Origin of the sequence: Janthinobacterium lyxosi, assembly GCF_051380665.1 — a bacterium.
Lineage (GTDB): Bacteria > Pseudomonadota > Gammaproteobacteria > Burkholderiales > Burkholderiaceae_D > Janthinobacterium.
This window is the reverse complement of record NZ_JBNYXM010000029.1, coordinates 1-26,982: the sequence shown is the minus strand read 5'-3', so window position 1 is coordinate 26,982 and position 26,982 is coordinate 1. Positions and strand designations below refer to the sequence as shown.

The 26,982-nt window shown below is 60.6% G+C and carries 25 protein-coding genes; 8 read left to right on the top strand and 17 right to left on the bottom strand.

All coding sequences use genetic code 11. The features are described 5' to 3' along the window. Positions 1 to 35: 35 nt before the first annotated feature. The 7 genes from mtgA to mpl form a co-directional block, all read right to left on the bottom strand. Entirely contained in the window at positions 36 to 755 is a 720-nt protein-coding gene (mtgA, locus tag ACQ4WP_RS23435) for a monofunctional biosynthetic peptidoglycan transglycosylase (RefSeq protein WP_436524829.1), read from the bottom strand. Then, the gene (gene aroE / locus ACQ4WP_RS23430; protein ID WP_436524827.1) at positions 752 to 1,594 is read right to left on the bottom strand and encodes a shikimate dehydrogenase; all 843 of its coding nucleotides are present in this window, start codon (positions 1,592 to 1,594) and stop codon (positions 752 to 754) included. Before aroE ends, mtgA begins: the two co-directional genes overlap by 4 nt. Beyond that, the gene (locus tag ACQ4WP_RS23425; RefSeq protein WP_436524904.1) at positions 1,591 to 2,448 is read right to left on the bottom strand and encodes an energy transducer TonB family protein; all 858 of its coding nucleotides are present in this window, start codon (positions 2,446 to 2,448) and stop codon (positions 1,591 to 1,593) included. Before ACQ4WP_RS23425 ends, aroE begins: the two co-directional genes overlap by 4 nt. Before the next feature lie 137 nt (positions 2,449 to 2,585). Then, the gene (locus ACQ4WP_RS23420) at positions 2,586 to 4,673 is read right to left on the bottom strand and encodes an RNB domain-containing ribonuclease (RefSeq protein WP_436524825.1); all 2,088 of its coding nucleotides are present in this window, start codon (positions 4,671 to 4,673) and stop codon (positions 2,586 to 2,588) included. A 2-nt stretch (positions 4,674 to 4,675) separates the two neighbouring features. Then, positions 4,676 to 5,290, bottom strand: a complete 615-nt coding sequence (locus ACQ4WP_RS23415) for a chorismate--pyruvate lyase family protein (RefSeq protein WP_436524823.1) — start codon at positions 5,288 to 5,290, stop codon at positions 4,676 to 4,678. Continuing rightward, positions 5,287 to 5,871, bottom strand: coding sequence for a YqiA/YcfP family alpha/beta fold hydrolase (locus tag ACQ4WP_RS23410; RefSeq protein ID WP_436524821.1), 585 nt, complete (start codon positions 5,869 to 5,871; stop codon positions 5,287 to 5,289). Before ACQ4WP_RS23410 ends, ACQ4WP_RS23415 begins: the two co-directional genes overlap by 4 nt. Continuing rightward, on the bottom strand, positions 5,868 to 7,256 hold the full coding sequence (gene mpl, locus ACQ4WP_RS23405) for a UDP-N-acetylmuramate:L-alanyl-gamma-D-glutamyl-meso-diaminopimelate ligase (RefSeq protein ID WP_426072046.1): 1,389 nt from the start codon (positions 7,254 to 7,256) through the stop codon (positions 5,868 to 5,870). The genes ACQ4WP_RS23410 and mpl overlap by 4 nt, the downstream gene beginning before the upstream one ends. 115 nt (positions 7,257 to 7,371) lie before the next feature. Between mpl and ACQ4WP_RS23400 the strand changes: the two genes are divergently transcribed. The 8 genes from ACQ4WP_RS23400 to ACQ4WP_RS23365 all read left to right on the top strand — a co-directional run bounded on the left by ACQ4WP_RS23400 (position 7,372) and on the right by ACQ4WP_RS23365 (position 14,293). After that, the gene (locus ACQ4WP_RS23400) at positions 7,372 to 8,010 is read left to right on the top strand and encodes a hypothetical protein (protein WP_436524819.1); all 639 of its coding nucleotides are present in this window, start codon (positions 7,372 to 7,374) and stop codon (positions 8,008 to 8,010) included. A 19-nt stretch (positions 8,011 to 8,029) separates the two neighbouring features. Then, positions 8,030 to 8,584: a TlpA family protein disulfide reductase gene (locus ACQ4WP_RS23395; protein WP_436524817.1), complete on the top strand. Its 555-nt coding sequence runs from the start codon at positions 8,030 to 8,032 to the stop codon at positions 8,582 to 8,584. An 82-nt stretch (positions 8,585 to 8,666) separates the two neighbouring features. After that, positions 8,667 to 9,104 carry a type II 3-dehydroquinate dehydratase gene (gene aroQ, locus ACQ4WP_RS23390; RefSeq protein ID WP_034746628.1) on the top strand — a complete coding sequence of 146 codons (438 nt, stop codon included), beginning with the start codon at positions 8,667 to 8,669 and terminating at the stop codon, positions 9,102 to 9,104. A gap of 90 nt (positions 9,105 to 9,194) precedes the next feature. After that, the gene (gene accB / locus ACQ4WP_RS23385) at positions 9,195 to 9,653 is read left to right on the top strand and encodes an acetyl-CoA carboxylase biotin carboxyl carrier protein (RefSeq protein WP_436524815.1); all 459 of its coding nucleotides are present in this window, start codon (positions 9,195 to 9,197) and stop codon (positions 9,651 to 9,653) included. Positions 9,654 to 9,754: 101 nt separating this feature from the next. Continuing rightward, on the top strand, positions 9,755 to 11,170 hold the full coding sequence (accC, locus tag ACQ4WP_RS23380; RefSeq protein ID WP_436524813.1) for an acetyl-CoA carboxylase biotin carboxylase subunit: 1,416 nt from the start codon (positions 9,755 to 9,757) through the stop codon (positions 11,168 to 11,170). Next, positions 11,167 to 12,111, top strand: a complete 945-nt coding sequence (gene prmA, locus ACQ4WP_RS23375) for a 50S ribosomal protein L11 methyltransferase (protein WP_436524811.1) — start codon at positions 11,167 to 11,169, stop codon at positions 12,109 to 12,111. The genes accC and prmA overlap by 4 nt, the downstream gene beginning before the upstream one ends. 8 nt (positions 12,112 to 12,119) lie before the next feature. After that, complete coding sequence (locus tag ACQ4WP_RS23370) at positions 12,120 to 13,343, top strand: DUF3426 domain-containing protein (RefSeq protein WP_436524809.1); 1,224 nt, start codon at positions 12,120 to 12,122, stop codon at positions 13,341 to 13,343. Between the two features lie 11 nt (positions 13,344 to 13,354). Continuing rightward, positions 13,355 to 14,293: a carbohydrate kinase family protein gene (locus ACQ4WP_RS23365; protein ID WP_436524807.1), complete on the top strand. Its 939-nt coding sequence runs from the start codon at positions 13,355 to 13,357 to the stop codon at positions 14,291 to 14,293. Between the two features lie 50 nt (positions 14,294 to 14,343). On the opposite strand, the gene ACQ4WP_RS23360 is transcribed toward ACQ4WP_RS23365, so the two are convergent. The 10 genes from ACQ4WP_RS23360 to ACQ4WP_RS23315 all read right to left on the bottom strand — a co-directional run bounded on the left by ACQ4WP_RS23360 (position 14,344) and on the right by ACQ4WP_RS23315 (position 26,838). Continuing rightward, entirely contained in the window at positions 14,344 to 14,877 is a 534-nt protein-coding gene (locus ACQ4WP_RS23360; RefSeq protein ID WP_436524805.1) for a YggT family protein, read from the bottom strand. 83 nt (positions 14,878 to 14,960) lie between these two features. Continuing rightward, entirely contained in the window at positions 14,961 to 16,235 is a 1,275-nt protein-coding gene (locus ACQ4WP_RS23355) for a transcriptional regulator (RefSeq protein WP_436524803.1), read from the bottom strand. 783 nt (positions 16,236 to 17,018) lie between these two features. Next, positions 17,019 to 18,170 carry a ribonucleotide-diphosphate reductase subunit beta gene (locus ACQ4WP_RS23350; protein ID WP_436524801.1) on the bottom strand — a complete coding sequence of 384 codons (1,152 nt, stop codon included), beginning with the start codon at positions 18,168 to 18,170 and terminating at the stop codon, positions 17,019 to 17,021. A 118-nt stretch (positions 18,171 to 18,288) separates the two neighbouring features. Next, positions 18,289 to 21,252 carry a ribonucleoside-diphosphate reductase subunit alpha gene (locus ACQ4WP_RS23345; RefSeq protein ID WP_436524799.1) on the bottom strand — a complete coding sequence of 988 codons (2,964 nt, stop codon included), beginning with the start codon at positions 21,250 to 21,252 and terminating at the stop codon, positions 18,289 to 18,291. 382 nt (positions 21,253 to 21,634) lie between these two features. Further along, on the bottom strand, positions 21,635 to 22,246 hold the full coding sequence (gene ampD / locus ACQ4WP_RS23340; protein ID WP_436524902.1) for a 1,6-anhydro-N-acetylmuramyl-L-alanine amidase AmpD: 612 nt from the start codon (positions 22,244 to 22,246) through the stop codon (positions 21,635 to 21,637). Further along, positions 22,246 to 23,307: a sigma 54-interacting transcriptional regulator gene (locus ACQ4WP_RS23335; RefSeq protein WP_436524797.1), complete on the bottom strand. Its 1,062-nt coding sequence runs from the start codon at positions 23,305 to 23,307 to the stop codon at positions 22,246 to 22,248. The genes ampD and ACQ4WP_RS23335 overlap by 1 nt, the downstream gene beginning before the upstream one ends. A 114-nt stretch (positions 23,308 to 23,421) precedes the next feature. Then, a complete protein-coding gene (locus ACQ4WP_RS23330; RefSeq protein ID WP_436524795.1) occupies positions 23,422 to 23,682 on the bottom strand; it encodes a PP0621 family protein in 261 nt (86 codons plus the stop codon). Beyond that, entirely contained in the window at positions 23,679 to 24,482 is an 804-nt protein-coding gene (locus ACQ4WP_RS23325; protein WP_436524793.1) for a cytochrome C assembly family protein, read from the bottom strand. Before ACQ4WP_RS23325 ends, ACQ4WP_RS23330 begins: the two co-directional genes overlap by 4 nt. 231 nt (positions 24,483 to 24,713) lie before the next feature. After that, a complete protein-coding gene (locus tag ACQ4WP_RS23320) occupies positions 24,714 to 25,658 on the bottom strand; it encodes an ABC transporter substrate-binding protein (protein WP_436524900.1) in 945 nt (314 codons plus the stop codon). Between the two features lie 292 nt (positions 25,659 to 25,950). Continuing rightward, on the bottom strand, positions 25,951 to 26,838 hold the full coding sequence (locus tag ACQ4WP_RS23315; protein WP_436524791.1) for a LysR family transcriptional regulator: 888 nt from the start codon (positions 26,836 to 26,838) through the stop codon (positions 25,951 to 25,953). Between the last annotated feature and the right edge of the window lie 144 nt (positions 26,839 to 26,982).

Here is a 26,982-nt window from a genome sequence, read left to right as displayed (position 1 = left end):
CAGCTTTGATTTTATGCAAAGAAAGCCGGTTGCCATCAAGGCAGTTCCGCCGCCCCCATGCGGCGCAGGATGACACTGGTGCGCCGGTTCAGATAGCCCGTATCGCGGTGACGGTCATAAAAGCGGGGATTCGGCAGCATCACGGCCAGTTTCGCCGCCTGTCCGGCGCTCAGGCCGGCCGCGCTGACCCGGTAATAGTGGCGCCCGGCCGCTTCGGCGCCAAAGATGCCCGTGCCAAATTCCACCACGTTCAAATAAATTTCAAAGATGCGCTGCTTCTCCATCAGGCTTTCCAGCATGTACGTGATGATCAGTTCCTGGCCCTTGCGCACATAGCTGCGCGAACCGGACAGGAACAGATTCTTCGCCAATTGCTGCGTGATGGTGGAGCCGCCCGCCACGACTTTTTGTTTTTTACTATTTTTTTCATACGCCTTTTGCAAGGCTTCCCAGTCCACGCCTTCGTGCTCGGAGAAATTCGCGTCTTCCGATGCGATGATGGCCCGTTTCAGATTGTTCGAGATGCGGTTGTATGGCACCCACGTCTGCTGGATGGTGGCATTGGGATTCTTGTCCTGCAAGACAGACAACTGTTCGCGCATGAAGGCCGTGCTGGACGGATTGTGGTCGATCCACCACCAGATTTGCAGGAAGAAATACAGTTGCACGACGATGAAGGCCAGTACGGGCACGATGAAAAGCCACTTGATCCAGCCGTAGCGGCTGCGGCGCGCGCTTTTCTTGCCGGCGCTCACAGGCTGCCCCGCAATTGCGCCAGCAAATCCTGCGTCTGCGGTCGCACGCCGCGCCACACGTAAAATGCTTCGGCCGCCTGCTCCACCAGCATGCCCAGGCCATCGCGCACCTGCGCGCCATGCTGCGCGGCAAAGTCCATGAAAACGGTGGCTTGCGCGCCATACATCATGTCCAGCGCCAGGGTGTGGCTGCCGAAGATATGCGCTGGCACGGGCGGCAGGTCGCCCGCCAGGCTGGCCGAGGTGGCATTGATGACGATATCGAACTGGCCGTCCGCCTGCGCGAAGCTACCTGCGAGCAGCTGGGCAGCGTGACTCGCCGCATCCGCAAACTGCGCCACCAGCGCCTCGGCCGTGGCCACGGTGCGGTTGGCAATGAAAATTTCCTGCGGCCCCTGCTCCAGCAAGGGCAGCACGACGCCGCGCGCCGCACCGCCCGCGCCCAGCAGCAGGATGCGCTTGCCGGCGATGGCCACGCCTGCGTTGCGCACGATGTCCGCCACCAGGCCCGCGCCATCGGTATTGTCGCCAAGAATGGTCTCGCCATCGAAACGCAGGGTATTCACGGCGCCGGCCGCCCTGGCCCGCGGCGTCAGGACAGTGGCCAGCGCACACGCGTCGAGCTTGAACGGCACCGTCACATTCGCGCCCTTGCCGCCCTCGGCGGCAAACGTGCGGGCCGCCAGGGCAAAGCCGTCCAGCGGCGCCAGCCGGCGTTCATAGACCATGGCTACGCCCGTCTGCAGGGCAAACGCGGCATGAATCAGGGGGGACTTGCTGTGGGCAATAGGATTACCGAAGACGCAATATTGATCAGGATTAATATTTTGCTTGCTCAATTGCTGCCGCCAGTCAGGTTAGCTTCCATTTTTTCTTCGCGGGTAAATTTGAAACGGGTGATGACGACCCACAGGTCATCCTTGTCACTCGACAACATATTCGGTGGAAAACGACCGTAGGGCGCCGCGCGGCGCACGATGGCCAGGGCCGCCGCATCCAGCGCCGGGTTGCCCGAGCTTTTCTCCACGCGGGCGCCGCCGTCCTTCTGGTAAATCGTGCCGTCCTGGAAGATGGGGATGTAGACGACCAGTTCGCCATACATTTTGCGGCCATTCTTTTGCGGGAAATTCAGGGTGCCGATTTCCTCGATGCGCTTTTGCAAGGTCTTGTAATACATGGCATAGCCGACCTCCTGCGTGCTGGGGGTAATGAAGGTCTTGCGGGGACGCTTGTTCTGGTCTTCCACGGTCTGGCTGATCTCGGCCGCCATGCGCGCGATGGCCTTGCTGCTTTCCATCAAGTCCGAACCGGACGCGAGCGGATTGGGCTTGTCCTTTTCCGTGACGGGCGCGGCGCTGTAAGGCGTCGGCTTGGCCGCCTGCGTCAGCAATTCCTGCTGTTTTTGTTCCAGTTCGGCAATGCGTCGGGCGCTGGCCTTGACGCTATCACCCTCTTCCACCTTGCGCATGTCGGGCAAGGGCGACTTGGCGCGGCCCTTGTCGGTCTGGCCACCACCGTCGAGGTTGGCTTGCGCCAGGGCCTCGGCCTTCAAGGGTTTATTCGCATGCTTGGCGTTAACCAGGATCACTTCCAGGCCGGGATCGGTGGCGACGGCCCGCTGCGGTGCCGGGGCGACAAAATGCATCGCCAGCAAGGCGCCGTGCGCCAGCAGCGATACCGCCACGGCAATCATCAGGAAACGATTCTCTCGGAAAGACTTCACGCGCAACCCAGTTCCTTACAACACAAGATACAAGATGGCTGAATTTTACGTCAAAGGGCGATGCCGGCAACAGTTTTCAGCACCGCCTTGGTGGCCTGCCTGGCGCCTTACTTGACCTCGGGTTCGCTGACCACGTCTTCGCTGGCCAGTTCAGCCACTTCCGCATCGGCGTCGCTGACCTGGTTTGCCGCTTCCGGCGATGCTTCCGGCGCCGCGTCGCCCTCGTCGGCGCCTTCGTCACCCGATTCTTCCTCGTAGTCGAGTTCGGCATCGGCCGCCGCGTCCGGCACGGTGGCAATTTCCAGCAGGCGCGCTTCAATGCTCAGGTCGACTTCATCCCAGCGCAGCAAGTCCAGTTTCACCTGGGCGCCGCGCGCCACCGATGGCATGCCCGGCAGCTTGATGACCAGCGGAATGTCGACCAGGCGCAGGATTTCATCTTTCAGCACGACGGCATCGACCTGGCGCGCGTTTTCCTGGTGCAGCCAGCGCAAGCACCAATAGCGCTCCATGTTCGACTGGAAATCGCCATATGCGGCATACGCGGCATCGAAGGCCGAAACGATGGCGAACAGGTTGGCGTCACGCGGCTTGAACGGCGCCACCAGGGGCGCCGTCACGCCATGCTCGGCGCAGGCGATGATTTGCCACTGGTTCACCAGGTCCGTGTAGCGGCGCAAGGGCGAGGTACTCCACGCGTACTGATCCACGCCCAGACCCTGGTGCGGCGCCGCATGGGTAACCATGCGCACCTGCATCTTTGCCGCCCAGCTATTGCCACTGCCGCCACCCTGACTGCGATAGATGCCGGGCACGCCATGGTCGTGCAGCATCTTGCCCCAGGTACTGTTGGCAAAGATCATCAGTTCAGCAACGATCTTGTCCAGCGGCGCGCCACGCTTGCGGCGCGCCACGCTGACAATGTCGTTTTCCACATAGAAGTTGAAATCGACGCGGTTATTCTGTTCCGGCTTCAGGCCGAACGCTTCGCGTTTCTTCATGCGGCCTTGCTCCAGCTGCTGCGCCCATTGCCACAGCACGGCAAAATCGGCCTTGTGCGGGTACTCGCCTTCGCCACTGGCCAGGGTTTCCTCGTTGACCAGGTCATCGAGCTGGTTGTGGCGCAAATTGCTGGCAATCGGCACCAGCTCGGCGCGCGTCTGCGTGCTGACCACGGCCCAGTCGGCTTTCGGGTCCAGCGTCGCGTACAGCGACAGGGCCGGGCACGTCGTACCTTCCGCGAGCGTGAAAGCATTCACGATTTCGTCCGGCAGCATAGTGATCTTGTCGCCCGGCATGTAGACGGTCGACATGCGCTGGCGCGCCATCTTGTCGATCACGTCTTCCGGACGGATGCCCAGGCCCGGCGCGGCGATGTGGATACCCACTTTCACGGTGCCATCGGGCAACGGCTGCACGGAGAAGGCATCGTCGATCTCGGTGGTGGTCACGTCGTCGATCGAGAAAGCGGCCACGTCCGCCAGCGGCAGCTTGGCCGTCACGCTCGGCACGGGCACGCTCGGAAAACCGGCACCCTTGGGGAAATTTTCAAAGAGAAACTTCGACAGATGCAAGTCTTTCGGCGAAGCAATGCCTCCCACGGCCAGCATCAAACGCGGCGGCGTCGTGTGCAATTCCGTGCACGCCGCTTCCAGCGCCTTGTATTCGATGGTGTTCTTGTCCGGCTTGAACAGCAGTTGCAGCACCATAGGCTGCATCGAGGCAGGCAAGCGATTCTGTTTCAGCTCTTCCACATACGCGGCTTGCACCAACGCCTGCTGCTTTTTCTTTTCAATGCCGGCCAGCGCCGCCTTCAAGGACGCTTCCGGCGCCGCCTTGTAGCGGCCACGGCCCTTCTTGTAGAAATACACGGGCGCCGAATGAAGGGCCAGGATCAAGCCGGCCGCTTCCGGCGGCAAGGGGGCATGGCCGAAATACTCGGTACCCAGCTCGGCAAAGCCGAACTCGTCTTCGCCCGCCACTTCCCACAGGAAATCGAGATCGATCTCGGCAGCAACAGCCTTGGCTTGCTCGAGCAGCTCGGCCGGGGCCGGCTTTTCATACTGCAGCAGCACGTCCTTGATCTTGACCTTGGTGCGCTTGCCGCTGGCCATTTCCACTTGGTACGCTTCACCCGCTTGCGACAGGACCGTGCAGACCTTGAAATCGCCGGATTCTTCAAAAAATAGATTCATTGTTATGCTTTGTTTATTAATGTGTCGGTTGCAACGGTGCGAGTAAGGGACGTCAACTCCAGCACCGCCGGCAAAAATACTTCGGTTACCAGCAGCAAGCCCTGGTGACGCCGGTACAGGCAGCGGCGGGCAAAAAACAGCGCCTGTTCGTCGACGCGAGGCCCTTCCCGCGCCAGCGCCGCCTGCGCCCGCTGCACCAGCGGGTGCCCGGCGCGCAAGCGGGCAAATTCCAGTGTACCGCGGCGTACCATGCGGTCGCCAAACAGGGTCGTGCCCAGCGAACGCTCGCCCAGCGCGGAAAACAAGGGCCAGTCCGTGGCCGTCGCCTGCATGGGCACGACGGTATGGCCAAACACGGCCGGTTTGTTATCACAACGCAAGAGCACTTCGCGTTCCCATACCCGGCCCGCGCGGTGCAAGCCTATGCTGGCCGCCTCGTCGCTCAGGCAACGCGCCGTTTCCTGATGCAAACATTGCACGCGGAACGCCTGACTATGCGCTTTCAGCTTGGCCGTCAGCGACCCGCCGCCCGTCAGCCAGTGGCGCAGGGCCGGTGGCGCATTGATGGCGTTGACGTGCGCATGCCATTGCGCCTGGCGCAGCGAACCCGGCCTCACCGGGCGGCGTCCGCAGGGATGCCGCAAAAGGCCAGCACGGGCGCCAGGTATGCGGCAAATTCGCTGATGCCATGGTCGCTGCCGTCGATGACGCACTGCTGCGTCCCCTGATAATGCGCCAGCATGTCGCGGTAGTCGAGCACTTCATCACCGGTGGCGGCAATCAGGAAATAACGTTGCGGCTCAGTAATTTTCTCTACGGCAAAGGTTCCCAGCTCGGCTATGTATTCGCGCTTGAACTCGAATGGCTTGTCAGAATGAAACTCTGTCGTCACGCCCACATGCTGTTCCAGGTCGATCAGGGGCACGATGGCGGGATTGAGCAGCACGGCGCGGCAACCCAGTTGCTCGGCCAGCCAAGTGGCGTAATAGCCACCCAGCGAGGAGCCGATAATCGTCAATTCGGCTGGCGCCACATCCTTGACCAGCGACAAGGCCAGTGCGATGGCCAGCTTGGGCGAGGCCGGCAATTGCGGGCACAGCCACTCTGCCTCGCGGCCCAGCGCCTGCATTTGCGCGGCCAGCAGGCGCGACTTCATCGACAGGGGCGACGAGCGAAATCCATGCAGGTACAGAATCATCGGCCCAGCGCCTCCAGCAATTTCTGGTGCACGCCGCCAAAGCCGCCGTTGCTCATGACGACGATCTGGTCGCCGGGACGGGCGCTAGCGGCCACGGCGGCCACCAGCGTATCGATGTCTTCATAGGCGCTGGCAATCTTGCCCAGCGGCGCCAGCGCGTCGCCCAGGCTCCAGCCCAGCGCGGCATGACTGCCGAAACCGAAGACCAGGTCGGCATCCTTGAGGCTGCCCGGCAGCGCATCTTTCATGGCGCCCAGCTTCATGGTGTTCGAACGCGGTTCCAGCACGGCCAGGATACGGCCCTTATTATCAACTGTCTTGCCGATTTTTTGCCGCAACCCGCCCACGGTGGTAGCAATGGCCGTCGGGTGATGCGCGAAATCGTCGTACACGGTAATGTCGTTGACCACGCCGCGCACTTCCATGCGGCGCTTGACGCTGTCAAACGTGGCCAGCGCGGCACACGCCTGGGCAATGGGCACGCCCACGTGACGCGCGGCGGCGATGGCCGCCAGCGCATTGCTGCGGTTGTGCTTGCCCGTGAGCGCCCACGCCACATGGCCTTCCTGCCGGCCATTGAAATACACGTCGAAGCTGCCATCGGCCTGCTCTTGCAGTTGCCAGTTGGCATCCTGGCCGAAGCTTTCCTTTTCACTCCAGCAACCGCGCGCCAGCACGCGCTGCAGCGACGCTTCGTCGCCATTGAACACCAGGCGGCCAATGCCGGGCACGGTGCGCACCAGATGGTGGAATTGCGTCTCGATCGCGTGCAGATCGGGGAAGATGTCGGCGTGATCATATTCCAGGTTATTCATGATGGCCGTCTTCGCATGGTAATGCACGAACTTGCTGCGCTTGTCGAAGAAGGCCGTATCGTATTCATCGGCTTCGATGACGAAGAAGTCAGAATCGGCGCTCTTGCCGTCGATCTTGCCGCTGAGGCGGGCGGAAATGCCAAAGTTCATCGGCACGCCGCCGATCAGGAAGCCCGGCGCGTAGCCCGCGTCTTCGAGTATCCAGGCCAGCATGGCCGAGGTGGTCGTCTTGCCATGCGTGCCGGCCACGGCCAGCACCCACTTGTTGCGCAAGATGTGTTCTCCGATCCACTGCGGGCCGGAGACATACGGCAGGCTGCGGTTGAGGATTTCTTCCACCAGCGGATTGCCGCGCGAGACCACATTGCCAATCACATACAAATCCGGGTTCAGCTGTGTTTGTTCCGGATCAAAACCCTGGATCAGTTCGATTCCCTGCGATTCCAGCTGGGTGCTCATCGGCGGATAGACGTTGGCATCGCAACCTGTGACTTTATGGCCGGCTTCCTTGGCCAGCACGGCCAGGCCGCCCATGAAGGTACCGCAAATGCCGAGAATATGAATATGCATGTGATCAGTGCGAAAGTTGCACGCTTAAGTAAGTAAGACGGTGAGATAAAAAAGAGCAAGTGTGGGATTTTACCTGACGCCATGACTTTTTCCGCTTCGGAGTATCATCTCGCTCATGACGAACGATGCATTTGACGATAGCGCGCAGTTGCGCCTGGAAATCGCCGCCGCTGCCGCGCGCCTGGTGGCGCAGGATGGCGCCGACTATGGCAGTGCCAAGCGCAAGGCGGCGCGGCAAGTACTCGGCGATGCGCCGAACCGGCCCAATGTACTGCCCGATAACGACATGATCGAGGAACAGCTGCGGCAATACAATGCCCTGTTCCTGGCCAACAGCCAGCCGGCGCGTCTGTTCCAGCTGCGCACAATTGCTCTGCAGGTCATGGAAGCGTTGCAACAATTTCATCCCCTGCTCAGCGGCCCCGTGCTCAATGGCACGGCCGGCCCGCACGACGAGATCTATTTGCAGCTGTTTGCCGAGAGCGCCAAGGAAATCCATATCTTCCTGCTCAATAAAAATGTCGTGCTCGACATGTCGGAAAGCCCGCATTTCAAGGGAGCGCGTTATGATGCGGTCGAGACGGCCAGTTTCTTATGGAAAAACGAAGGCGTGCACGCAGCCATGTATGAGCTCGACGATATGCGCGGCGCACTGAAAGCCAAGGCGGACGGCAAAGTGCTGCGCACCGATATCGCGGGGCTGCGCAGCCTGCTGGCCCCCAGCCTCGCCGATGGCGTGCCGGCTGCCGACTAACATTGATATAGATAAAGTTATGACAAAAAAGAATTGGATCGCCTGCGCCATCGTGGCGCTGATGTTTGGAGGCATGGGCGCCTACGTCGGTTTGAGCAAGGAAAAGGCGAAAGAAGCGGGACCGCTGACGACGACCATCGCGCCAGGCGCGACGGGTCCCGTCAACGAACTGTATGCACTGTCGCTGCCAGACGCGGCTGGCGCCACGCAAGCCTTGTCGCAATGGAAAGGCAAGAATTTGCTGGTCAATTTCTGGGCCCCATGGTGCCCGCCATGCGTGGAAGAAATGCCGGAGTTATCCGAAGTGCAAGGCCACTACGCGGCGAAAAACCTGCAGGTCATCGGCATCGGCATCGATTCGGCCAGCAATATTGCCACTTTTGCCAGCAAGTTCAAGATCGCCTATCCCGTGTATGTTTCCGGCTTGAGCGGCACTGACCTGTCGCGTCATTTTGGCAACGCCACGGGTGGTTTGCCCTTTACTGTGCTGATCGGCGCCGATGGCGAAGTCAAAAAGACCTATCTGGGCCGCTTGAAATTTGATCAGTTGCGCGCCGATCTGGATAAATTGTAAATTCGGAGCGTGCTTTTTTCTCTTGCCAATGCGTATCTTTGGCGGCAAAATGCGGAACTTTCGCTAAAACGGTCTTCCATACATGGCAAAAAACCTCCTTCTGCTCAACGGTCCCAACCTGAATTTGCTGGGAACGCGCGAGCCTGAGGTCTACGGCGCCAGCACCTTGGCCGATATCGAGCAGGCAGCAATGGCGCAAGCCATGGCGGCCGGTGCCGACCTGGTCTGCTTTCAAAGCAACCATGAAGGTGCGCTGATCGACCGCATCCATGCCGCGCGAGCGGAAGGGATCGATGCCATCGTCATCAATCCGGGCGGCCTGACCCATACCAGCGTTGCCTTGCGCGATGCGCTGGCCGGGGTCGCCATCCCGTTTGTGGAAGTCCATATCTCGAATATTTATCAACGCGAAACGTTTCGACATCACTCATTTCTCAGCGCGATCGCGCAGGGGACGATCTGCGGGCTAGGTATCGATGGATATCGGTTTGCCATCGACTTTGCGCTTAAAAAACGTTAATCTACGCGATCTGCACGCATTTAGCGCGGCGATAGGTTCTGGACATCACCGCATCACTCATAAAACAAACTACATTCCTAGGGGTTTTACATGGATCTACGAAAACTCAAGACCTTGATCGACCTGGTCGCCGAATCGGATATCGCAGAGCTGGAAGTTACCGAAGGCGAAAGCAAGGTTCGCATCGTCAAATCGTCGGCCATGCCGCAAAACCAGATGGTCATGATGCAGCCGCAAGGCATGCAAGCCCACTACCAGCCAGCCGCGCCGGCCGCACCTGCGCCGGCTGCCGCAGTCGTCGCCGCCGAGCCAACGGGCTATGTGGTCAAGTCGCCGATGGTCGGTACCTTCTACCGCTCCTCCGCTCCTGGCACCGCCGCGTACGTTGAAGTGGGCTCGACCGTCAAGGAAGGTGATACTCTGTGCATCATCGAAGCGATGAAGCTCCTGAATGAAATCGACACCGATAAAGCCGGTATCGTGACCCAGATCCTGGTCGAAAACGGCCAACCGGTCGAATTCGGTCAACCCTTGTTTGTGATCGGCTAAAACCCAGTCCACACGGCCGGCAACGGCCGTTTGCAGTTTTAGCCCCTCACACTTGTTGTTTCGCCGGCTCGCCGGCTCTCACAGACATACGCGAACCTACCATGTTTGAAAAAATCCTGATTGCCAACCGTGGTGAAATTGCCCTCCGTATTCAGCGCGCCTGCCGCGAAATGGGCATTAAAACGGTTGTAGTCCACTCCGAAGCCGACAAGGACGCGAAATACGTCAAGCTGGCCGATGAATCCGTTTGTATCGGACCGGCACAGTCGTCCCTGAGCTACCTGAACATGCCCGCCATCATCAGCGCCGCTGAAGTGACGGATGCGCAAGCGATTCACCCTGGCTATGGTTTCCTGTCGGAAAACGCCGACTTCGCCGAACGCGTCGAGAAATCGGGCTTCGTCTTCATCGGCCCCCGCTCCGAATCGATCCGTTTGATGGGCGACAAAGTGTCGGCCAAGCAAACCATGATCAAGGCTGGCGTGCCTTGCGTGCCCGGCTCGGAAGGCGCATTGCCGGACGATCCGAAAGCGATCGTGCAAATTGCCCGCAAGGTCGGCTATCCGGTCATCATCAAGGCTGCTGGCGGCGGTGGCGGACGCGGCATGCGCGTGGTGCACACGGAAGCTGCCCTGATCAACGCCGTGTCGATGACCAAGACGGAAGCCGGCACCGCTTTCGGCAACCCTGAAGTGTATATGGAGAAGTACCTGGAAAATCCGCGCCACGTGGAAATCCAGATCCTTGCCGACGAACACAAGAACGCCGTCTGGCTGGGCGAGCGCGACTGCTCCATGCAGCGCCGCCACCAGAAAGTCATCGAAGAGGCGCCAGCGCCGGGCATCCCGCGTAAACTCATCGAGAAAATTGGCGACCGTTGCGCGGAAGCTTGCCGCAAGATCGGCTACCGCGGCGCCGGCACGTTCGAATTCCTGTACGAAAACGGCGAGTTCTATTTCATTGAAATGAATACCCGCGTGCAAGTCGAGCATCCCGTCACCGAGATGATCACCGGCATCGACATCGTGCAAGAACAGATCCGCATCGCCGCCGGCGAAAAACTGCGTTTCCGCCAGCGCGACGTCTTGCTGTCGGGCCACGCCATCGAGTGCCGCATCAATGCCGAAGATCCCTTCAAGTTCACGCCATCGCCAGGCAAGATCGTGTCGTGGCATGCACCGGGTGGCCCTGGCATCCGCGTCGACTCGCACGCCTATGCCGGCTACTACGTGCCGCCGCACTACGACTCGATGATCGGCAAAGTGATCGCTTACGGCGCCACGCGCGAGCAAGCTATCCGCCGCATGCAGATCGCCCTGTCCGAAATGGTGGTCGAAGGCATCAACACGAATATCGCCCTGCACCGCGAATTGATGATCGACGCGCGCTTCATCGAAGGCGGCACCAACATTCACTATCTGGAACAGAAACTGGCCGACATGCCGGACCTGGGCAAGAACCTGAATGGCGGCAGCCCCAGCATCGCCAAGAAGTCCGAAATCAAGGCGGGCGCATGAGCTGGACGGAAATCGTCATCGAAATCGCCCGTGACAACGCCGAGGCCATGTCCGACGCGTTGATGGAAGCGGGCGCCCTGTCGGTCTCGGTGGAAGACGCCGATGAAGGCACGGATGCCGAGCAGCCCTTGTTTGGCGAGCCCGGCATGGAACCGAAGGAAGCGGCGTGGGAACGCAGCCGCGTGGTGGCGCTGACCGACGTCGACGCCGACCAGGCCGCCATCGTGACCGCAGCCGCCGCAGCTGTCGGCATGGCAATGGTACCGGCATTTACCATGCGCCCCGTGGAAGAGCAGGATTGGGTGCGCCTGACCCAGTCGCAATTCGCGCCGATTCACATCGGCAAGAATATCTGGGTCGTGCCCAGCTGGCACGAGGCACCGGATCCTGACGGCCTGATCCTGGAACTGGACCCGGGCCTGGCCTTCGGCACGGGCAGCCATCCGACCACGCGTTTGTGCATGGAGTGGCTGGAAGCCAATCCCGCCCCTGGCAAGAGCGTGCTCGACTACGGTTGCGGCTCCGGCATCCTGGCCATGGTGGCCAAGAAACTCGGTGCGGAAACTGTCGTCGGCGTCGATATCGACCCGCAAGCCATCGAATCGGCTGGCGAGAATGCCGAACGCAACCAGTGCGAGATCGAATATTTCTTGCCAGACACGTTTGCCACTTCGGCACACGCCACGGCGAAATTTGACATCGTCGTCGCCAACATCCTGTCGAGCCCATTGAAGCTGATGGCGCCGATGCTGTCGGGTCGCGTCGCCGACGGCGGCGCCCTGATCCTGTCCGGCGTGCTGGCACGCCAGGCGGAAGAAGTGGCCGCTGCCTACGCACCGTTCATCGAACTGGGTGTCTGGGCCGAGCAAGATGGCTGGGTGGCCCTGCATGGCCGCCTGGGCACCACGCAAGCGCCTGCGCCCCGCGCGGAAGGTGCATAAGCACAGCAATGGCCCTCGCCACCAAATGCCCCCATTGCAACACGATATTTCGGGTCGCTGCTGACCAGTTGAAGTTACGTGGGGGCATCGTGCGCTGTGGCACGTGCAGGGAAGTGTTTGACGGCAATGCCGCGCTGGTCGATCCAGCTGCCGCATCGCCGTTTTTAACGTCTGGCCCCGGCGCTGCCGCCCCGCTGTCGATCACTTATCCGGCCGACAACAGCCTGCCGTCCGCCACGGACGACGAACCCATCTATTCTCTCGACTTCGACACCTCGTTCGACCCGTTCGGCATCCTGCCGGAAACGGCGCAGCTCAAGGAAGACGAAGACGACCGCGAACATATCGAGCTGGACCTCGACGTCACCCTGCCTGCCGAAGCGCCGGCCGAGGCGCCTGTCGCCATCCCCGTCATTACACCGGCCGAGCCGCCTGAAGCGCCGCTACCCCAGCCGATGGCGCCCTTCATGCGCCGCCAGGTCGATGACGCACCCGCCTTCGCCACGTATTTGCGCGACAGCCGCCGCGAACCGAACCTGGAAACGGTGGCAACCCCGGTTGCCCCAGCCGAAAAAGTCAGTCTGGACAAGCCTGCGCCCGCGCGCCGGGAACCCACGTTCGACGACCAGCCAGAAACACCGCAGCCGGACGCCCCCATCGCAGCGGATCCAGCCGACGATCAGGAGGAGCCAGTCCTGCCGCCAGCCGACGACGAACCGGCCTTCGTCACCCAGGGCCGGCGCCGCGAACAGAGCGGCAAAGCCTTGCGCCTGGCCATGGCAGCCGGCTCGGTAGTACTGCTGCTTCTGTTATTCCTGCAAGTGATGACCACCTTCCGCAATCCGCTGGCGGCACAATTCCCGCAGTGGAAGCCAACCCTGGTCGCGCTGTGCAAGCTCAGTGGCTGCCAGGTCGACTTGCCGGCGCAGATCGAGGCGCTGGCCATCGAACAGGGTGAATTGCAAACTCTCAAGGAACAGACCTTTTCCTACGTCTCGCTGCTGCGCAACCAGAGCCGCAGCGTGCAAGCCTGGCCCAGCATCGAACTGATACTCAACGATACCAACGACAAGCAGCTCTTGCGCCGCGTGATCGCGCCGCGCGACTACCTGCCGGCCACGATCGACGTGAGCAAGGGGTTTGCGCCGCGTTCGGAACAAACCATCAAACTGTATTTTGCATTAGACCAGCTCACGGCGTCTGGCTACCATATCGCCATCTTTTACCCTTAACCGACACTATCATGACCAAAACATCGCTGATCTGCGGCTCGCTCGCCACCGACACCATCATGCAATTCCCCGGCCGCTTCGGCGAATCCCTGCTGGCCGACCAGTTGCACAAGGTGAATGTATCCTTCCTTGTGCCCACCATGCGCACGGAGTTCGGCGGCTGCTCGGGCAACATCGCCTACAGCCTGAAAATGCTGGGCGGCGACCCGCGCATCGTCGGCGTCATGGGCCAGGATAGCGCCGCCTACCTGGAACGCCTGCACAAGCTGGGCATTTCCACCGCCAACATCCTGATCAAGGCCGACAGCTACAACGCGCAGTGTTTCGTCACGGCCGATGCGGACAATAACCAGATCAATGCCTTCCACCCGGGCGCCATGTCGTTTGCGCATGAAAACCCGATCGCCAATGCGGGACCAGCCAAAGTCGCCATCATTTCGCCGGACGGCGACCAGGGCATGCTCAAGCACGCCGCCGACCTTGCCGAGCTGGGCATCCCCTTCATGTTCGACCCAGGTCAACAGTTGCCACGTTTCAATGGCGACCAGTTGATCGACTTCATCAACAAAGCCACGTATGTGTCGGCCAACGACTATGAAATGGAAATGTTGATGGAACGCACGGGCTTGACCCTGCCGGACATCGCCAGCCGCCTGGAAGCGCTGATCGTCACGCGCGGCGAAAAAGGTTCGGAAATTTATACGGACGGCAAGCGCATCGACATTCCTGTCGTGGCCGCCAAGGAAGTGCTGGACCCGACCGGTTGCGGCGACGCCTACCGTGCTGGCTTGCTGTTCGGCATCACCAACGACCTGGGCTGGGAAACCAGCGGCCGCCTGGCCAGCCTGCTGGGCGCCATCAAGATCGCCACCCAGGGCGCGCAAAACCATGTGTTTACGCCTGCCAGCATTGCCGACCAGTTCGAAGCGGCGTTCGGCTACCGCTATTAATATGTAGTCCGGTCGGCTTGCGCGCCAGCGCCAGGCCGACCTCCCCCGCTTTACCTCACCACAATAATCATCCCCACCAGCACTTGCGCGATCTGCAACAGGATCAGCGCCACCAGCAGCGACAGGTCCAGGCTGCCGACCAGCGGCACGACCTTGCGGATAGGACGCAGCAGCGGCTCGTTCAGGGCGCGTACAAACGGCGCCAGCGGCGCATGCGGGTTGACCCAGCTGAAGATGGCTTCGATGATCAGCAAGGCCATGAAACCGTAGAGTATCCATTGCAGGAAGCGTTGCAGCGACTTGAGCAGTACCACTTCGACGGGAGCGCCGGAAATAAACAGGACCGAGCTGGCCAGCAACACGATCAGGAAGGCGCCGATCAGGCTGGCCCAATCATACCCGCCCACGCCTGGCACCACGCGGCGCAGGGGGCGCACCAGCCAGTCGGACAATTGAAACGTGAATTGCGCCACCGACGAGGGAGGCCGCACGCGCACCGCCTGCATCCAGAAGCGCAGCAGCAACACGCCGCCCAGCAAGGTGGCAATGGTATCAACGACCAATGTAAGGATAACGATCAGCACGACTAATTCTCCAAAAAAAAACCGCTGTGTGATTGAGTCACACAGCGGCGTGTTGCCTCATCCAGGCACCCGTATCGTTGAAATTACGATGGGCGGGTGCTGGTTGGGAATGGCCAGGCTGCAGCCGGTGCCAACACGGTTTTTGCTACAGGTGCGATGGGTGCCGATGGCTTGGCGACAGGAGCTGCCTTCTTCGGTGCGGCTTTTTTAGGCGCGGCCTTCTTGGCGGCTGGCTTGGCGGCCACGGCGGCTGGTGCCGCTGGAGCTGCGGCCGGCGCTGCTGCTGGTGCGGCTGCCACGACTGGCGCTGCGGCTGGCTTGGCGGCAGGTTTCGCTGCGGCTTTCGCTGCCGGCTTCGCTGCTACCTTGGCGGCGGGCTTGGCTGCAGCTTTTGCTGCTGGCTTCGCTGCTACCTTGGCCGCTGGCTTGGCTGCAGCTTTTGCTGCTGGCTTCGCTGCTACCTTGGCCGCTGGCTTGGCTACCGCTTTCGCTGCAGGTTTCGCTGCAACCTTGGCGGCAGGTTTCGCTGCTGCCTTGGCTGCCGGCTTGACTGCGACTTTCGCTGCTGGCTTGGCGGCAACTTTCGCTGCCGGCTTCGCTGCTACCTTGGCCGCTGGCTTGGCTGCCGCTTTTGCTGCTGGCTTGGCTGCTGCCTTGACCGCTGGCTTGGCTGCTGCTTTTGCTGCTGGCTTGGCTGCTGCTTTTGCTGCTGGCTTGGCTGCTGCTTTGGCGGCCGGCTTCGCTGCTGCCTTGGCGACGACTTTTTTCGCTGCTGGCTTGGCTGCCGCTTTGACTGCCGGTTTCGCTGCTGCCTTGGCTGCAGGTTTCGCTGCGGCTTTTTTCACTGCTGGCTTGGCTGCCGCTTTGACTGCCGGTTTCGCTGCTGCCTTGGCTGCAGGTTTCGCTGCGGCTTTTTTCACTGCTGGCTTGGCTGCCGCCTTGGCAACCGGTTTCGCTGCTGCCTTGGCTGCAGGTTTCGCTGCGGCTTTTTTCACTGCAGGCTTGGCTGCTACCTTGGCGGCAGGCTTCGCTGCGGCTTTTGCTGCCGGCTTGGCAACGGCTTTTTTCGCCACAGGCTTCGCTGCTGCCTTGGCGGCAGGTTTCGCTGCCACTTTCGCTGCTGGCTTGGCTGCCGGTTTTGCTACTGCCTTGGCCGCTGGTTTCGCTGCTGCTTTCGCTACCGGCTTGGCAGCCACTTTTACTGCAGGCTTGGCTGCGGCTTTGGCGACTGGTTTGGCGGCTGGTTTGGCTGCTGGTTTGGCGGCAACCGTCTTGACTGCGGCTGCCGGCTTCTTCGCGGCAGGAGCAGCCTTGGCGGCTGGTTTCTTTACTTCTGATTTCTTAGCGGCTGTTGCCATTTGTCTCTCCTTCATCTGAGATGAGAAATTTAAGCTACAAGATTTAAACCCGTCCGACCCACCACAGGGATAGGCCAGGCGAATTATTCATCGGCACAAACGGTCGTTTGCGCTAATGAATTCGGCACCAGCTGAACTGCTGCAACTCCTCACGTTTGCAGCACTTCAGCCATCGTCGGTGCCACCCTGCTTTATCTCGCAGCTGGTGGCAAAGTCTGAATTCGGTCATTCGTTTTCGATGCCGTGCGTTTTTTCGCTCCTCGCATCGCGCTCGCCACAACACCCATGCGTCAAATAAAAAACCGCCATGCCTGAAAAAATTCGGGCACGGCGGCAGACGAAAACGGTGTGGTTTTGTGCATATCCGTGTAAATCTGTATCCCTGTTTTACGAGGTTTCTTCGCTACCGCGCTGGTTAAAAAACCCCGCATTCTAACGCTCGCATTTGCAATCTCATAAAGTACACGAAAACCTTGTCAATGCGCAACCGGCACGACACGTTTTCGCGGCCTTTTTTGCACGATACGCGTGCTATCGCACAATCGCGTGCCAAATGCCGCCGCCAGCGTCTCCGGAAACGATTTTTTTGGCCGGCAATGCGACCGTTCGCGGCATCCGAAAAACCTGGCGCAAGCCTCTTCGCATCGCTGAATGAAGCACGCATTTTGCCATCCCGCTGGAGGCGCTTTTAACCGCCCGCGGCGACGGCATTTTTCGCCGCCATGCAAGCGAAAAAAAAGCGCCGTCACGATGACGGCGCTTTTGGTGTTGGCGGGAAAACGCTTATTCCCAGTTCAGTGCACCACCGGTCTGGTATTCGGTCACGCGCGTCTCGAAGAAGTTGCGTTCCTTCTTCATGTCGATCATTTCGCTCATCCACGGGAACGGGTTTTCTTCCTGGGCGAACAGCGGTTCGATGCCGATCTGCTGTGCGCGGCGGTTGGCGATGAAGCGCAAATAGCCCTTGAACATCGGCGCGTTCAGACCCAGCACGCCGCGTGGCATGGTGTCTTCCGCATACGCGTATTCCAGCTCGACGGCCTGCAGGAACAGCACTTTGATCTCTTCGCGGAATTCGGCCGTCCACAGCAGCGGATTTTCCATCTTGATCGTGTTGATCAAGTCGATGCCGAAGTTGCAGTGCATCGATTCGTCGCGCAGGATGTACTGGTACTGCTCGGCAGCGCCCATCATCTTGTTCTGGCGGCCCAGCGCCAGGATCTGCGTGAAGCCGACGTAGAAGAACAGGCCTTCCATCAGGCAGGCAAACACGATCAGGGATTTCAGCAGCTTCTGATCGTTTTCCACTGTGCCGGTGGTGAACGCGGGGTCGGTCAGCGTGTTGATGAACGGGATCAGGAATTCATCCTTGTCACGGATCGACTTGACTTCGTTGTAGGCGTTGAAAATTTCGCCTTCATCGAGGCCCAGCGACTCGACGATGTACTGGTAGGCGTGCGTGTGGATCGCTTCCTCGAACGCCTGGCGCAGCAGGTACTGGCGGCACTCGGGCGCCGTGATGTGGCGGTAGGTGCCCAGCACGATGTTGTTGGCGGCCAGCGAGTCGGCCGTCACGAAGAAGCCCAGGTTGCGCTTGACCAGGCGGCGCTCGTCGTCCGTCAGGCCGTTCGGGTTTTTCCACAGCTCGATATCGCGCTGCATGTTCACTTCCTGCGGCATCCAGTGGTTGGCGCAGCCGGCCAGGTATTTGTCCCACGCCCACTTGTACTTGAACGGCACCAGCTGGTTGACGTCCGTCTTGCCGTTGATGATGCGCTTGTCGTCGGCATTCACGCGGCGCGCCACTTGCTCGGCGTTCGCTTCGGACGGCTCGGCACCGGCCGGCAGGTTCAATTCGGTATTTCCCAGTGGCGCTTGCTGCGCCGGACGCGGCACAGCTGCCGACGTGGTTTCATCATCCCATGACAACGACATAATCTTCTTCCTTTCCATGCCGGCAAGCCGGCGATCCGCAACAGGCCCGTTGAATCGGACAATACGGACATTAACAACATTGAATCAGCCCAGCAGCGCTGGGCTGACAACTAAAATTTTACTGGCAGGCTTCGCATTCCTCAAAGCCGTCATCTCCCGGACGCAGGTAGCAGGCTTCGCCATCGGCGCCGTCCGCTGCCGCTGCCACCACGGGTGCCACCACGGCGGCAGCGGCTGCCGCCACGACCGCTGCCTGGGCGCTCTGGGCGTTCTGTGCGCTGGCCGACATGCCGCCATCGACGGCCACGGCGTTCAGGGCGCCCGTCTTGGAGGTCGATTTCTCCATGTGGGTAGCGGCGATGGTGCGCAGATAGTAGGTGGTTTTCAGGCCACGCAGCCATGCCAGCTTGTAAGTCTCGTCCAGTTTCTTGCCGGAAGCACCCGCCATGTAGATGTTCAGCGACTGGGCCTGGTCGATCCACTTCTGGCGACGCGAAGCCGCTTCCACCAGCCAGCTTGGCGACACTTCAAAGGCCGTGGCGTAGATATCGCGCAAGTCTTGCGGGATGCGGTCGATCTTCACCAGACTGCCGTCAAAGTACTTCAGGTCGGAGATCATGACTTCATCCCACAGGTCGCGCGCCTTCAGGTCGCGCACCAGGTAGCCGTTGATCTCGGTGAATTCGCCCGACAGGTTCGATTTCACGTACAGGTTCTGGAACGTCGGCTCGATACAGGCCGACACGCCGATGATGTTCGAAATCGTCGCCGTCGGGGCGATCGCCACGCAGTTCGAGTTGCGCATGCCGAACTTGGCGATGCGTTCGCGCACCGGCGTCCAGTCCATGGCCGACGAGGAATCGACTTCCAGGTAGCCGCCGCGCTCTTCGGCCAGCAGTTTCACCGAGTCTTGCGGCAGGATGCCACGGTCCCACAGCGAACCGGCATACGATTCATAGCGGCCGCGCTCTTCGGCCAGTTCCGTCGAGGCCAGGTAGGCGTAGTAGCACACGGCTTCCATCGAGGTGTCGGCAAACGACACGGCGGCGTCCGAGGCGAACGGGATGCGCATCATGTGCAGGCAGTCCTGGAAGCCCATGACGCCCATGCCGACCGGACGATGGCGCATGTTCGAATTGCGTGCCTTCTCGACGGCGTAGTAATTGATGTCGATGACGTTGTCGAGCATGCGCATGGCGGTGCGGACGGTCTTGGCCAGCTTGACGTGATCGAGCTTGCCTTCTTTCATGTGCGCCGGCATGTTCACAGAACCGAGGTTGCAGACGGCGATTTCGTCAGGCCCCGTGTTCAGCGTGATTTCCGTGCATAGATTCGAGCTGTGGACGACGCCGACGTGCGACTGCGGGCTGCGGATGTTGCAAGGATCCTTGAACGTAATCCATGGGTGGCCCGTTTCAAACAGCATCGACAGCATCTTGCGCCACAGGTCCAGCGCGGCGATCTTTTTGAATGAGCGGATTTCGCCGGCGGCTGCCTTGGCTTCGTAGCCCAGGTAAGCCTTTTCAAAGGCTTTGCCGACCAGGTCGTGCAAGTCTGGCGTTTCGCTCGGCGAGAACAGGGTCCACTCGCCTTTTTCCATGACGCGCTTCATGAACATGTCGGGAATCCAGTTCGCCGTGTTCATGTCGTGCGTGCGGCGGCGGTCGTCGCCCGTGTTCTTGCGCAGGTCGAGGAATTCCTCGATGTCCATGTGCCAGGTTTCCAGGTAGGCGCAGACGGCGCCCTTGCGCTTGCCGCCCTGGTTGACTGCCACGGCCGTGTCGTTGACCACTTTCAGGAACGGCACCACGCCTTGCGACTTGCCGTTGGTGCCCTTGATGTGGGCGCCCAGGGCGCGCACTGGCGTCCAGTCGTTGCCCAGGCCGCCGGCGTACTTGGCCAGCAGCGCGTTGTCCTTGATGGCGTCGTAGATGCCTTCCAGGTCGTCCGAGACGGTGCTCAGGTAGCACGACGACAGCTGCGAGCGCAGGGTGCCCGAGTTGAACAGGGTCGGGGTCGAGCTCATGAAGTCGAACGAGGACAGCAGATTGTAGAACTCGATGGTGCGCGCTTCGCGGTCCGCCTCGTTCAGCGACAGGCCCATGGCCACGCGCATGTAGAACGCTTGCGGCATTTCGATGCGGACGTCATGGATGTGCAGGAAGTAGCGGTCATACAGGGTTTGCAGACCGATGTAGCCGAATTGCAAGTCGCGGTCGGCAACGATGGCCTTGGCCAGGCGTTCCAGGTCGAAGCTGGCGAGTACCGGGTTCAGCAGCTCGTTGGCGATGCCCTTGGCGATATATTGCGGGAAATACGTCAGGTACTCGGCAGCAGCGGCCGCTTGCGGCACTTCCTTGCCGAACACTTCCTTGCGCACCGTGTGCAGCAGGATGCGGGCCGTGACCTGGCTGTAGGCCGGATCTTTTTCCATCAGCGCGCGCGCCGCCAGGATGGCCGACTTGTGCAGCTCTTCGACAGGCACGCCGTCGTACAGGTTCTTCACCGTTTCAGCCAGGATGGCGTCGGCATCGACGTGCTTTTCCAGGCCGGCGCAGGCGGCGTTGATCAGGTCGCGCACTTCCTGCATGTCCAGCAGACGGCGCACGCCGTTATCAAGCACGTTCAATTGGGGTGCGGTCACTTGCGCGGAAGCGCCCAGCGCTTCCTTCTGCAGGCGGCGCTCTTCCATGTGCTTGGCGCGGTACAGCACGTAGGCACGCGCCACGTCGTGCTCGCCCGAACGCATCAGCGACAGTTCCACCTGGTCTTGCACGTCTTCGATATGGAAGGTGCCGCCGCCCGGCTGGCGGCGCACCAGCGCGGCGACGACGCCGTCCGTCAGCTGTTCCACCAGTTCGCGGATGCGCGCCGAAGCTGCGCCCTGGCCGCCGTTAACGGCCAAAAACGCCTTGGTCATGGCGATGGCGATCTTCGAAGGCTCAAATGCCACCACCGCGCCGTTGCGACGGAGGATGCGATAGTCGCCCAATGCCGCGCCCGTGCTCGCCACGCTGTTGGCCGCGCCTGGCGCTGGCGATACTGGCGTTGGATGGATGGAAATATCTTGTGGTGATTGCATTGAAGCTCCCGTTGTCAGCTAAAGTCAGCCTGCAGTTTTGCTGCCGCGTGTGTTGTTGAATAGAACGCCCGATGGTCAGGGTTTCTTCAGGTGTTTGTTGTCAAATAGTAAATAATACACAGCCAGAAATCATACGGCCAACCTGTACAGCCCGGCTGGCGCGAAACACGATCAAGGGTGATGAAACGCCAGTTCCCGTTGCCATATCAACAAACAGGGTAGCTTTGGTAATAATTCTGAAAACGTCTGTGATGGCACTACATATAGTCTTTAAATCCAAGGTATGCACTAATTGTAGTGCCCATCGAAAGGCGATGCAATAGTTTTCCGGCATCCGCCAACGTAATTTTTTGTATTTTCATATACGATTTCGGTTGACTTTTCAGGGCATGGATGGAAAGCCCAATCCCCGCGTAGTAAGCGCTAACGCAGGCTGCCCGCGCGCAGTTCCCATCCAGCATTCTTGATAAAAATGCCAGTCAAAAAACGGTCCCGGATCCGTCTTCCGCCCCGGTGCAATATGCTCGTGGCCGCGCACCTGGGACAAGCCATAGCGCGCCACCAGCGCCGCCGTCAGCGCCGCCAGCACGCGGTATTGCTGCGACTGGAAGGGGACAAAGTCCGTGCCTTCCATTTCGATACCGATGGAATAGCCATTGCACTGCGGGCGTCCTTCGAATGTGGATGCGCCAGCATGCCAGGCACGTTGATCAGCAGAAACATATTGCAACAGCGCACCATCGCGCCGCACAAAAAAGTGCGCCGACACCTGCAAGCCACGCAGGTCGGCGAAAGAAGGATCGGCATTATAATCTACCCGGCCGGTAAACAAGTCCGACACATGCGGTCCACCAAAGTGGCCGCCCGGCAAGCTGATGTTATGGATCACCAGCAAGTCGACTTGCGCACCTTCCGGGCGCGCATCCTGGTACGGCGAGTCATAGCGCAGCGCGCCGTCGCACCAGCCGTCATCATCTATCGTCCATGCTGTCATCAAGGTAGCGCTTCCTGTATCATCAATTTCTGCATGCGGTAACGCAACTGGCGCACGCTGAGACCCAGTTGGCGCGCCGCCCGTGCGCGGTGATAGCACGCCTGCACCAGCGCCTGCATGATCATGTCGCGCTCGGCCTGGCGCAAATACATGTCCAGCGGCAAGACCGGAGCTACGCCGCACGCCGCCATGCCCGGCAGGCACAGTTGCCGCTCCGGCAAGGCCGGCGCCGCTCGCAACGGGGGGATGCCCGCCGCTGACTGCAGGCCCAGCCCGTCGAGCGTGATCACGCCGCCATCGGCAAAGGCCAGTGCCCGTTCCAGCATATTTTCCAGTTCGCGCACATTGCCGGGAAACGCATACGCGGCCAGGGCCGCCAGCACCGGCGGCGCCAGGCTCACGGCCCGGCCCGGTGCCAGACGCGCCAGGATTACCTCACATAATACCTGCAGATCGCCGCGCCGCTCACGCAGCGGCGGCAGCGCCAACTCGATTACATTGAGGCGATAAAACAGATCCTGGCGAAACGTGCCGGCGGTCACGCCGCGCGCCAGGCCATGCTGGCTGGCGCACAGAATGCGCACGTCGACGGCTTCGTCGCTACTGCCGCCCAGCTTGCGCACGCGGCGCTCCTGCAGCACGCGCAACAGCTTCACCTGCATGGCCAGCGGCAGATCATCGACTTCATCGAGCAGCAAACTGCCGCCATGGGCCGCCTGGAACAATCCCTGGCGCTCGTGCAGCGCGCCCGTATAGGCGCCCGGCCGGCAGCCGAAGAATTCAGCTTCCATCAGCGCTTCGGGAATGGCACCGCAGTTGACGGCGATAAACGGGAAGCTGGCGCGCGCACCCTGCGCGTGGATGGCGCGTGCCGCCAGTTCCTTGCCAGTGCCCGATTCGCCGCGGATGGCCACCGGCGCGCCGCAGCGGGCGATACGGCCGATCTGCGCGCGCAACGCCTGCATGGGCAGCGAATTGCCACATAGTTGCGGCGCCGACGGCAGGCCGCTGGCCGTCGTCTTGCCGACGGCGGTCGCGGTCTGCGGGCTGGGACTGGACATAGGGGAGCGCGCCTTTCTGCAAGGGCGGTGGCGAACCGCTTGCTGCAGATGCTACGCCGGATTGCTGCCGGAGGACGTTACGATACGGATGAGCAATGCGGCGCGGGCTTGCCCTTACAGCGTGGCGTGCGCGTGGCTGCAGTAATCGTGACCCTTGGCCTGCACATTTTCGGAGGCCGGGTAGTACACGCCGCAATGGGCGCAACACAGCATCAGCTCGGCATCCGGCAATTCCTGCGGCCGGCCCGGCGGCGGAAACGGGTTCGGTTGCTGTTGTTGCTGCGCGCGGGCCCGTTGCTGCATGCCCCGGATCTTGCTGCGGATAGCAAACAGCACCAGGAACACCAGCGCCAGCCAGAATAAAACACGTGTCATGCGAATCCTCGGTGTAAAACCACTTCCAGTACAAAACGGCTGCCGACATAGGCCAGCAGCAAGGTGGCGAAACCGGCCAGGGTGAAGCTCAAGGCCGTCTTGCCGCGCCAGCCGCGAAAGCGGCGCCCTGCCAGCAGGGCGGCAAACAGCAGCCACGACAGCATGGTAAATACGGATTTATGATCCCAGTTAAGCGCCTTGCCAAATAATTGCTCGGAAAAGACGATACCCGACAGCACGGTCAGGCTGAGCAGGATGAAACCCAGACCGATCATACGAAACAGCAACTTTTCCATCGTCAGCAGCGCTGGCAGCTGGTCCAGCGCGCTACCGATGAAGCCGCTGCTTTCGCTGCGCGTATGCAAACGCGATTCCTGCAGCGCCATGAGCACGGCGTGAAAGGCGGCAATCGTCAAGGTGCTGTAAGCCAGCACCGCCACGGCAATATGCCAGCCGAAGACGGCGGACTTGCCTTCCATGCTGACCTGGCTGCCAGGAAAGGCCCAGGCCAGGCCGATGGCGATGACGGCGCTGGGCATGACCATGCGGCGCAATCCGTCCAGGCTGAAATTGCGGTTCTCGATCCAGTAGGCGCCCACCGAGACCCATAGCGCGGCCGACAGCATGGCGGAAAAACCGAAACGCAAGGTGCCAGGCGCCATCAGGTCGAACCACAGGGTGGCGGCGTGCGCCAGCCAGGCGACGCCGGTCAGGCCGGCAATGAGCCGGGCACGGGACGAGGGAAGCACCGCGCACGCCGCGTACAACAGGGCGGCGATGAAAAAGAAATAGATCTGCATAGTTTAAGTTTACACCATAGCCGACAAGCGCGATTCAGGCGACAGCCTGGGTGACAGGCACGACGCCGCCATCCAATGCCGCAAGCCTGCCATGATATCGCGCCTGAGGCATGACGGGGTGGCGCACCCTCAAGATTTCGGCAATCTTTCGCGCCGCCTACATATATAAGAGTATGCCGCAAAAAAATGATGGCCCGCTTAAGCGGGCCATCGGCACTGCCAACATCCGGTTTACTTTACGTTCAGGCTCTTTTTCGCCTGCTCCAGCAAGTCCGTCTTGACCCAGTCCTTGGCCACGGGCGGCTTGCTCATGCGGCCCACGCCCGTTTTCACCATCACATCGGTGGTCACCTGGATATGTTCGGGCGAGATGTCATATGAATACGGCGAATTGCTGATCGCGTCGTCGAAGTCATCCTTCGTGATCTGGCCGCGGAACACGACTTCCCGCACATACTTTTCCGCCGTCGCCTTGTTCTCGATAAAGGTCTTGGTGGCTTCAACGAAGCAGCGCATGAATTTTTCCGCCACGGGACGACGTTCCTTGTAAAACTTTTCCGTCATCACCATGGTACGCACGGGTTCACCGATCGGCGTGTCGTACGGTTTGATGACTTCGGTGCCGAAGCCCTTGTTGATCGCCTGCGACGATTGCGGCTCCGACTGCATCATGGCGTCGATATTCTTGCCCATCAGCGCCTGGTTCAAGTCGGCGTAGGCGAGGAACACCAGTTGCACGTCCTTGCCCTTGGTTTCGGAATATGTCAGGCCCGCTTGCGACAGCTCGGCCAGCAGCAGCACTTCCTGGATGCCGCCGCGCGTCACGCCCACGCGCTTGCCCTTCAAATCCTTGACGCTGGCGATCTTTTGCCCCATGCCCCCCACCAGGCGCGCACCGCCCTTGGCAAAGCCGGCCACCACATAGATGGGCGCGCCGCCCGCGCGGCCGGAAATGGCCGCCTCGGACGCCGTCGCCCCCACGTCCAGCTCGCCCGCGATAATGGCCTGCATGACATCAAGGCCCTTGGCAAAGATATGCTCTTCGACCTTGATGCCGCACTTGGGCGCGATTTCCTTGATGTACGACACGGCGCCGTAATGGGCAAATTTCAAGTTGCCCAGGCGCACGACTTCCTGCGCCTGCGCCTGGACGGCGCCCACGCTGAACGCCAGCATCAGGGCGGCGGCGATACCGGTTTTCAAGGTTGATTTTGTCTGCATCGGGTTCTCCTGTGGTGGTTGGTGTGTGCCCGCAAGGGCATAAAACACAGCTTTTTTTATTATGGGGAGATAGTACCGTGTGTTGAGCCAGGAGCAATCTTTTTTATTTCACGATGACTCCAACACGGAAATTCGCTGGACTACGCCACAGCCAGACACACCAGGTTTATCAATGACTTAAGCGAGTTCAACATTTGCCCAGTATGACGACATAGATAAAGCCCTGCACATCACGCCATGCCCACTGTCAAAGCGGAAACAAGTTCTGCACGATGAAGTCCACGAACACCCTGAGCTTCGGCGAGAGATGTTTGCTGGAGGGCCACAATATGCGGAATGTGGTGCAGTCCTGGTTGTATTCGTCCAGCACAGTGACGAGTCGGCCTTCATCCAACTGACGACGCACGGCGATGTCAGGCACACAGGCAATACCGAGGCCTTGTTCGGCAAAGCAGATCTGTGGGTCCAGCGAATTCGTTACCATGCTGCCCGGCAGATCCATGGAAAGGGTCTGACTGTTCCTACTCAACGGCCATGCGTCCATTTTGCCCGTAGTGGGATAGCGGTACAGCAGGCAGGCGTGGTTGGCCAGGTCTTCAGGTTGCTGCGGAAGTCCAGCCCGTTGGAAATAGCTGGGAGCGCCGACGATGACTCTTCGATAAGCGCCGAGCGTGCGTGCCATCAACCGGGAATCGCTGGGCTCTCCGGTACGGATCACGGCATCGAAGCCTTCTTCGATCACTTCCACCAGGCGATCCGTGCAGTCGATGTCCAGCGCGACAGCGGGAAAGCACCGTTGAAAAGCCGCCAACTTGGGCATGAACAAGGTGCCGACCGATGGCAGACTGATGCGCAGCTTGCCATGCGGGGCGCTTTGCGTTTGCAAGAGTTCGGCTTCGGCCAACTCCACTTCGCAAAGGATGCGGCGGCAGCGCTCCAGGAACAACGCCCCTTCCGATGTCAGGCTGATGGTGCGCGTAGAGCGGTGGAACAGGCGCACCCCCAGGCGCTCTTCCAGCCGCGCGATGGCCTTGCTGACGGCGGATGCAGAGATGCCCAACTGCTGCCCGGCAGCGGTGAAGCTGCGGGCCTCCCCCGCGCGTACGAAGAGATCAAGAGAACCAAGATTTTCCATTTATACCCATCAATTAATGACGTCTATGTGTCTGGAGTCGTGTGATTATGTACCCTTTCGTAGCTGGCCGCTATTCAAAGCCAGACACGTTTTGCGTACACTGTTGCACAACCTTAATCAGCCGCCATCTCATGACTCAAGCCC

Bases quoted from the DNA above. Each gene is read 5' to 3' on its own strand.
- ampD (WP_436524902.1), bottom strand. From the start codon at position 22,246: ATGACAGCATGGACGATAGATGATGACGGCTGGTGCGACGGCGCGCTG.
- prmA (WP_436524811.1), top strand. From the start codon at position 11,167: ATGAGCTGGACGGAAATCGTCATCGAAATCGCCCGTGACAACGCCGAG.
- ACQ4WP_RS23395 (WP_436524817.1), top strand. From the start codon at position 8,030: ATGACAAAAAAGAATTGGATCGCCTGCGCCATCGTGGCGCTGATGTTT.
- ACQ4WP_RS23420 (WP_436524825.1), bottom strand. From the start codon at position 4,673: ATGAATCTATTTTTTGAAGAATCCGGCGATTTCAAGGTCTGCACGGTC.
- ACQ4WP_RS23410 (WP_436524821.1), bottom strand. From the start codon at position 5,871: ATGATTCTGTACCTGCATGGATTTCGCTCGTCGCCCCTGTCGATGAAG.
- ACQ4WP_RS23370 (WP_436524809.1), top strand. From the start codon at position 12,120: ATGGCCCTCGCCACCAAATGCCCCCATTGCAACACGATATTTCGGGTC.
- accB (WP_436524815.1), top strand. From the start codon at position 9,195: ATGGATCTACGAAAACTCAAGACCTTGATCGACCTGGTCGCCGAATCG.
- ACQ4WP_RS23315 (WP_436524791.1), bottom strand. From the start codon at position 26,838: ATGGAAAATCTTGGTTCTCTTGATCTCTTCGTACGCGCGGGGGAGGCC.
- ACQ4WP_RS23325 (WP_436524793.1), bottom strand. From the start codon at position 24,482: ATGCAGATCTATTTCTTTTTCATCGCCGCCCTGTTGTACGCGGCGTGC.
- ACQ4WP_RS23345 (WP_436524799.1), bottom strand. From the start codon at position 21,252: ATGCAATCACCACAAGATATTTCCATCCATCCAACGCCAGTATCGCCA.
- ACQ4WP_RS23335 (WP_436524797.1), bottom strand. From the start codon at position 23,307: ATGTCCAGTCCCAGCCCGCAGACCGCGACCGCCGTCGGCAAGACGACG.
- aroQ (WP_034746628.1), top strand. From the start codon at position 8,667: ATGGCAAAAAACCTCCTTCTGCTCAACGGTCCCAACCTGAATTTGCTG.
- mpl (WP_426072046.1), bottom strand. From the start codon at position 7,256: ATGCATATTCATATTCTCGGCATTTGCGGTACCTTCATGGGCGGCCTG.
- ACQ4WP_RS23330 (WP_436524795.1), bottom strand. From the start codon at position 23,682: ATGACACGTGTTTTATTCTGGCTGGCGCTGGTGTTCCTGGTGCTGTTT.
- ACQ4WP_RS23425 (WP_436524904.1), bottom strand. From the start codon at position 2,448: ATGATTGCCGTGGCGGTATCGCTGCTGGCGCACGGCGCCTTGCTGGCG.
- accC (WP_436524813.1), top strand. From the start codon at position 9,755: ATGTTTGAAAAAATCCTGATTGCCAACCGTGGTGAAATTGCCCTCCGT.
- ACQ4WP_RS23355 (WP_436524803.1), bottom strand. From the start codon at position 16,235: ATGGCAACAGCCGCTAAGAAATCAGAAGTAAAGAAACCAGCCGCCAAG.
- ACQ4WP_RS23320 (WP_436524900.1), bottom strand. From the start codon at position 25,658: ATGCTGGCGTTCAGCGTGGGCGCCGTCCAGGCGCAGGCGCAGGAAGTC.
- ACQ4WP_RS23350 (WP_436524801.1), bottom strand. From the start codon at position 18,170: ATGTCGTTGTCATGGGATGATGAAACCACGTCGGCAGCTGTGCCGCGT.
- ACQ4WP_RS23365 (WP_436524807.1), top strand. From the start codon at position 13,355: ATGACCAAAACATCGCTGATCTGCGGCTCGCTCGCCACCGACACCATC.
- ACQ4WP_RS23400 (WP_436524819.1), top strand. From the start codon at position 7,372: ATGACGAACGATGCATTTGACGATAGCGCGCAGTTGCGCCTGGAAATC.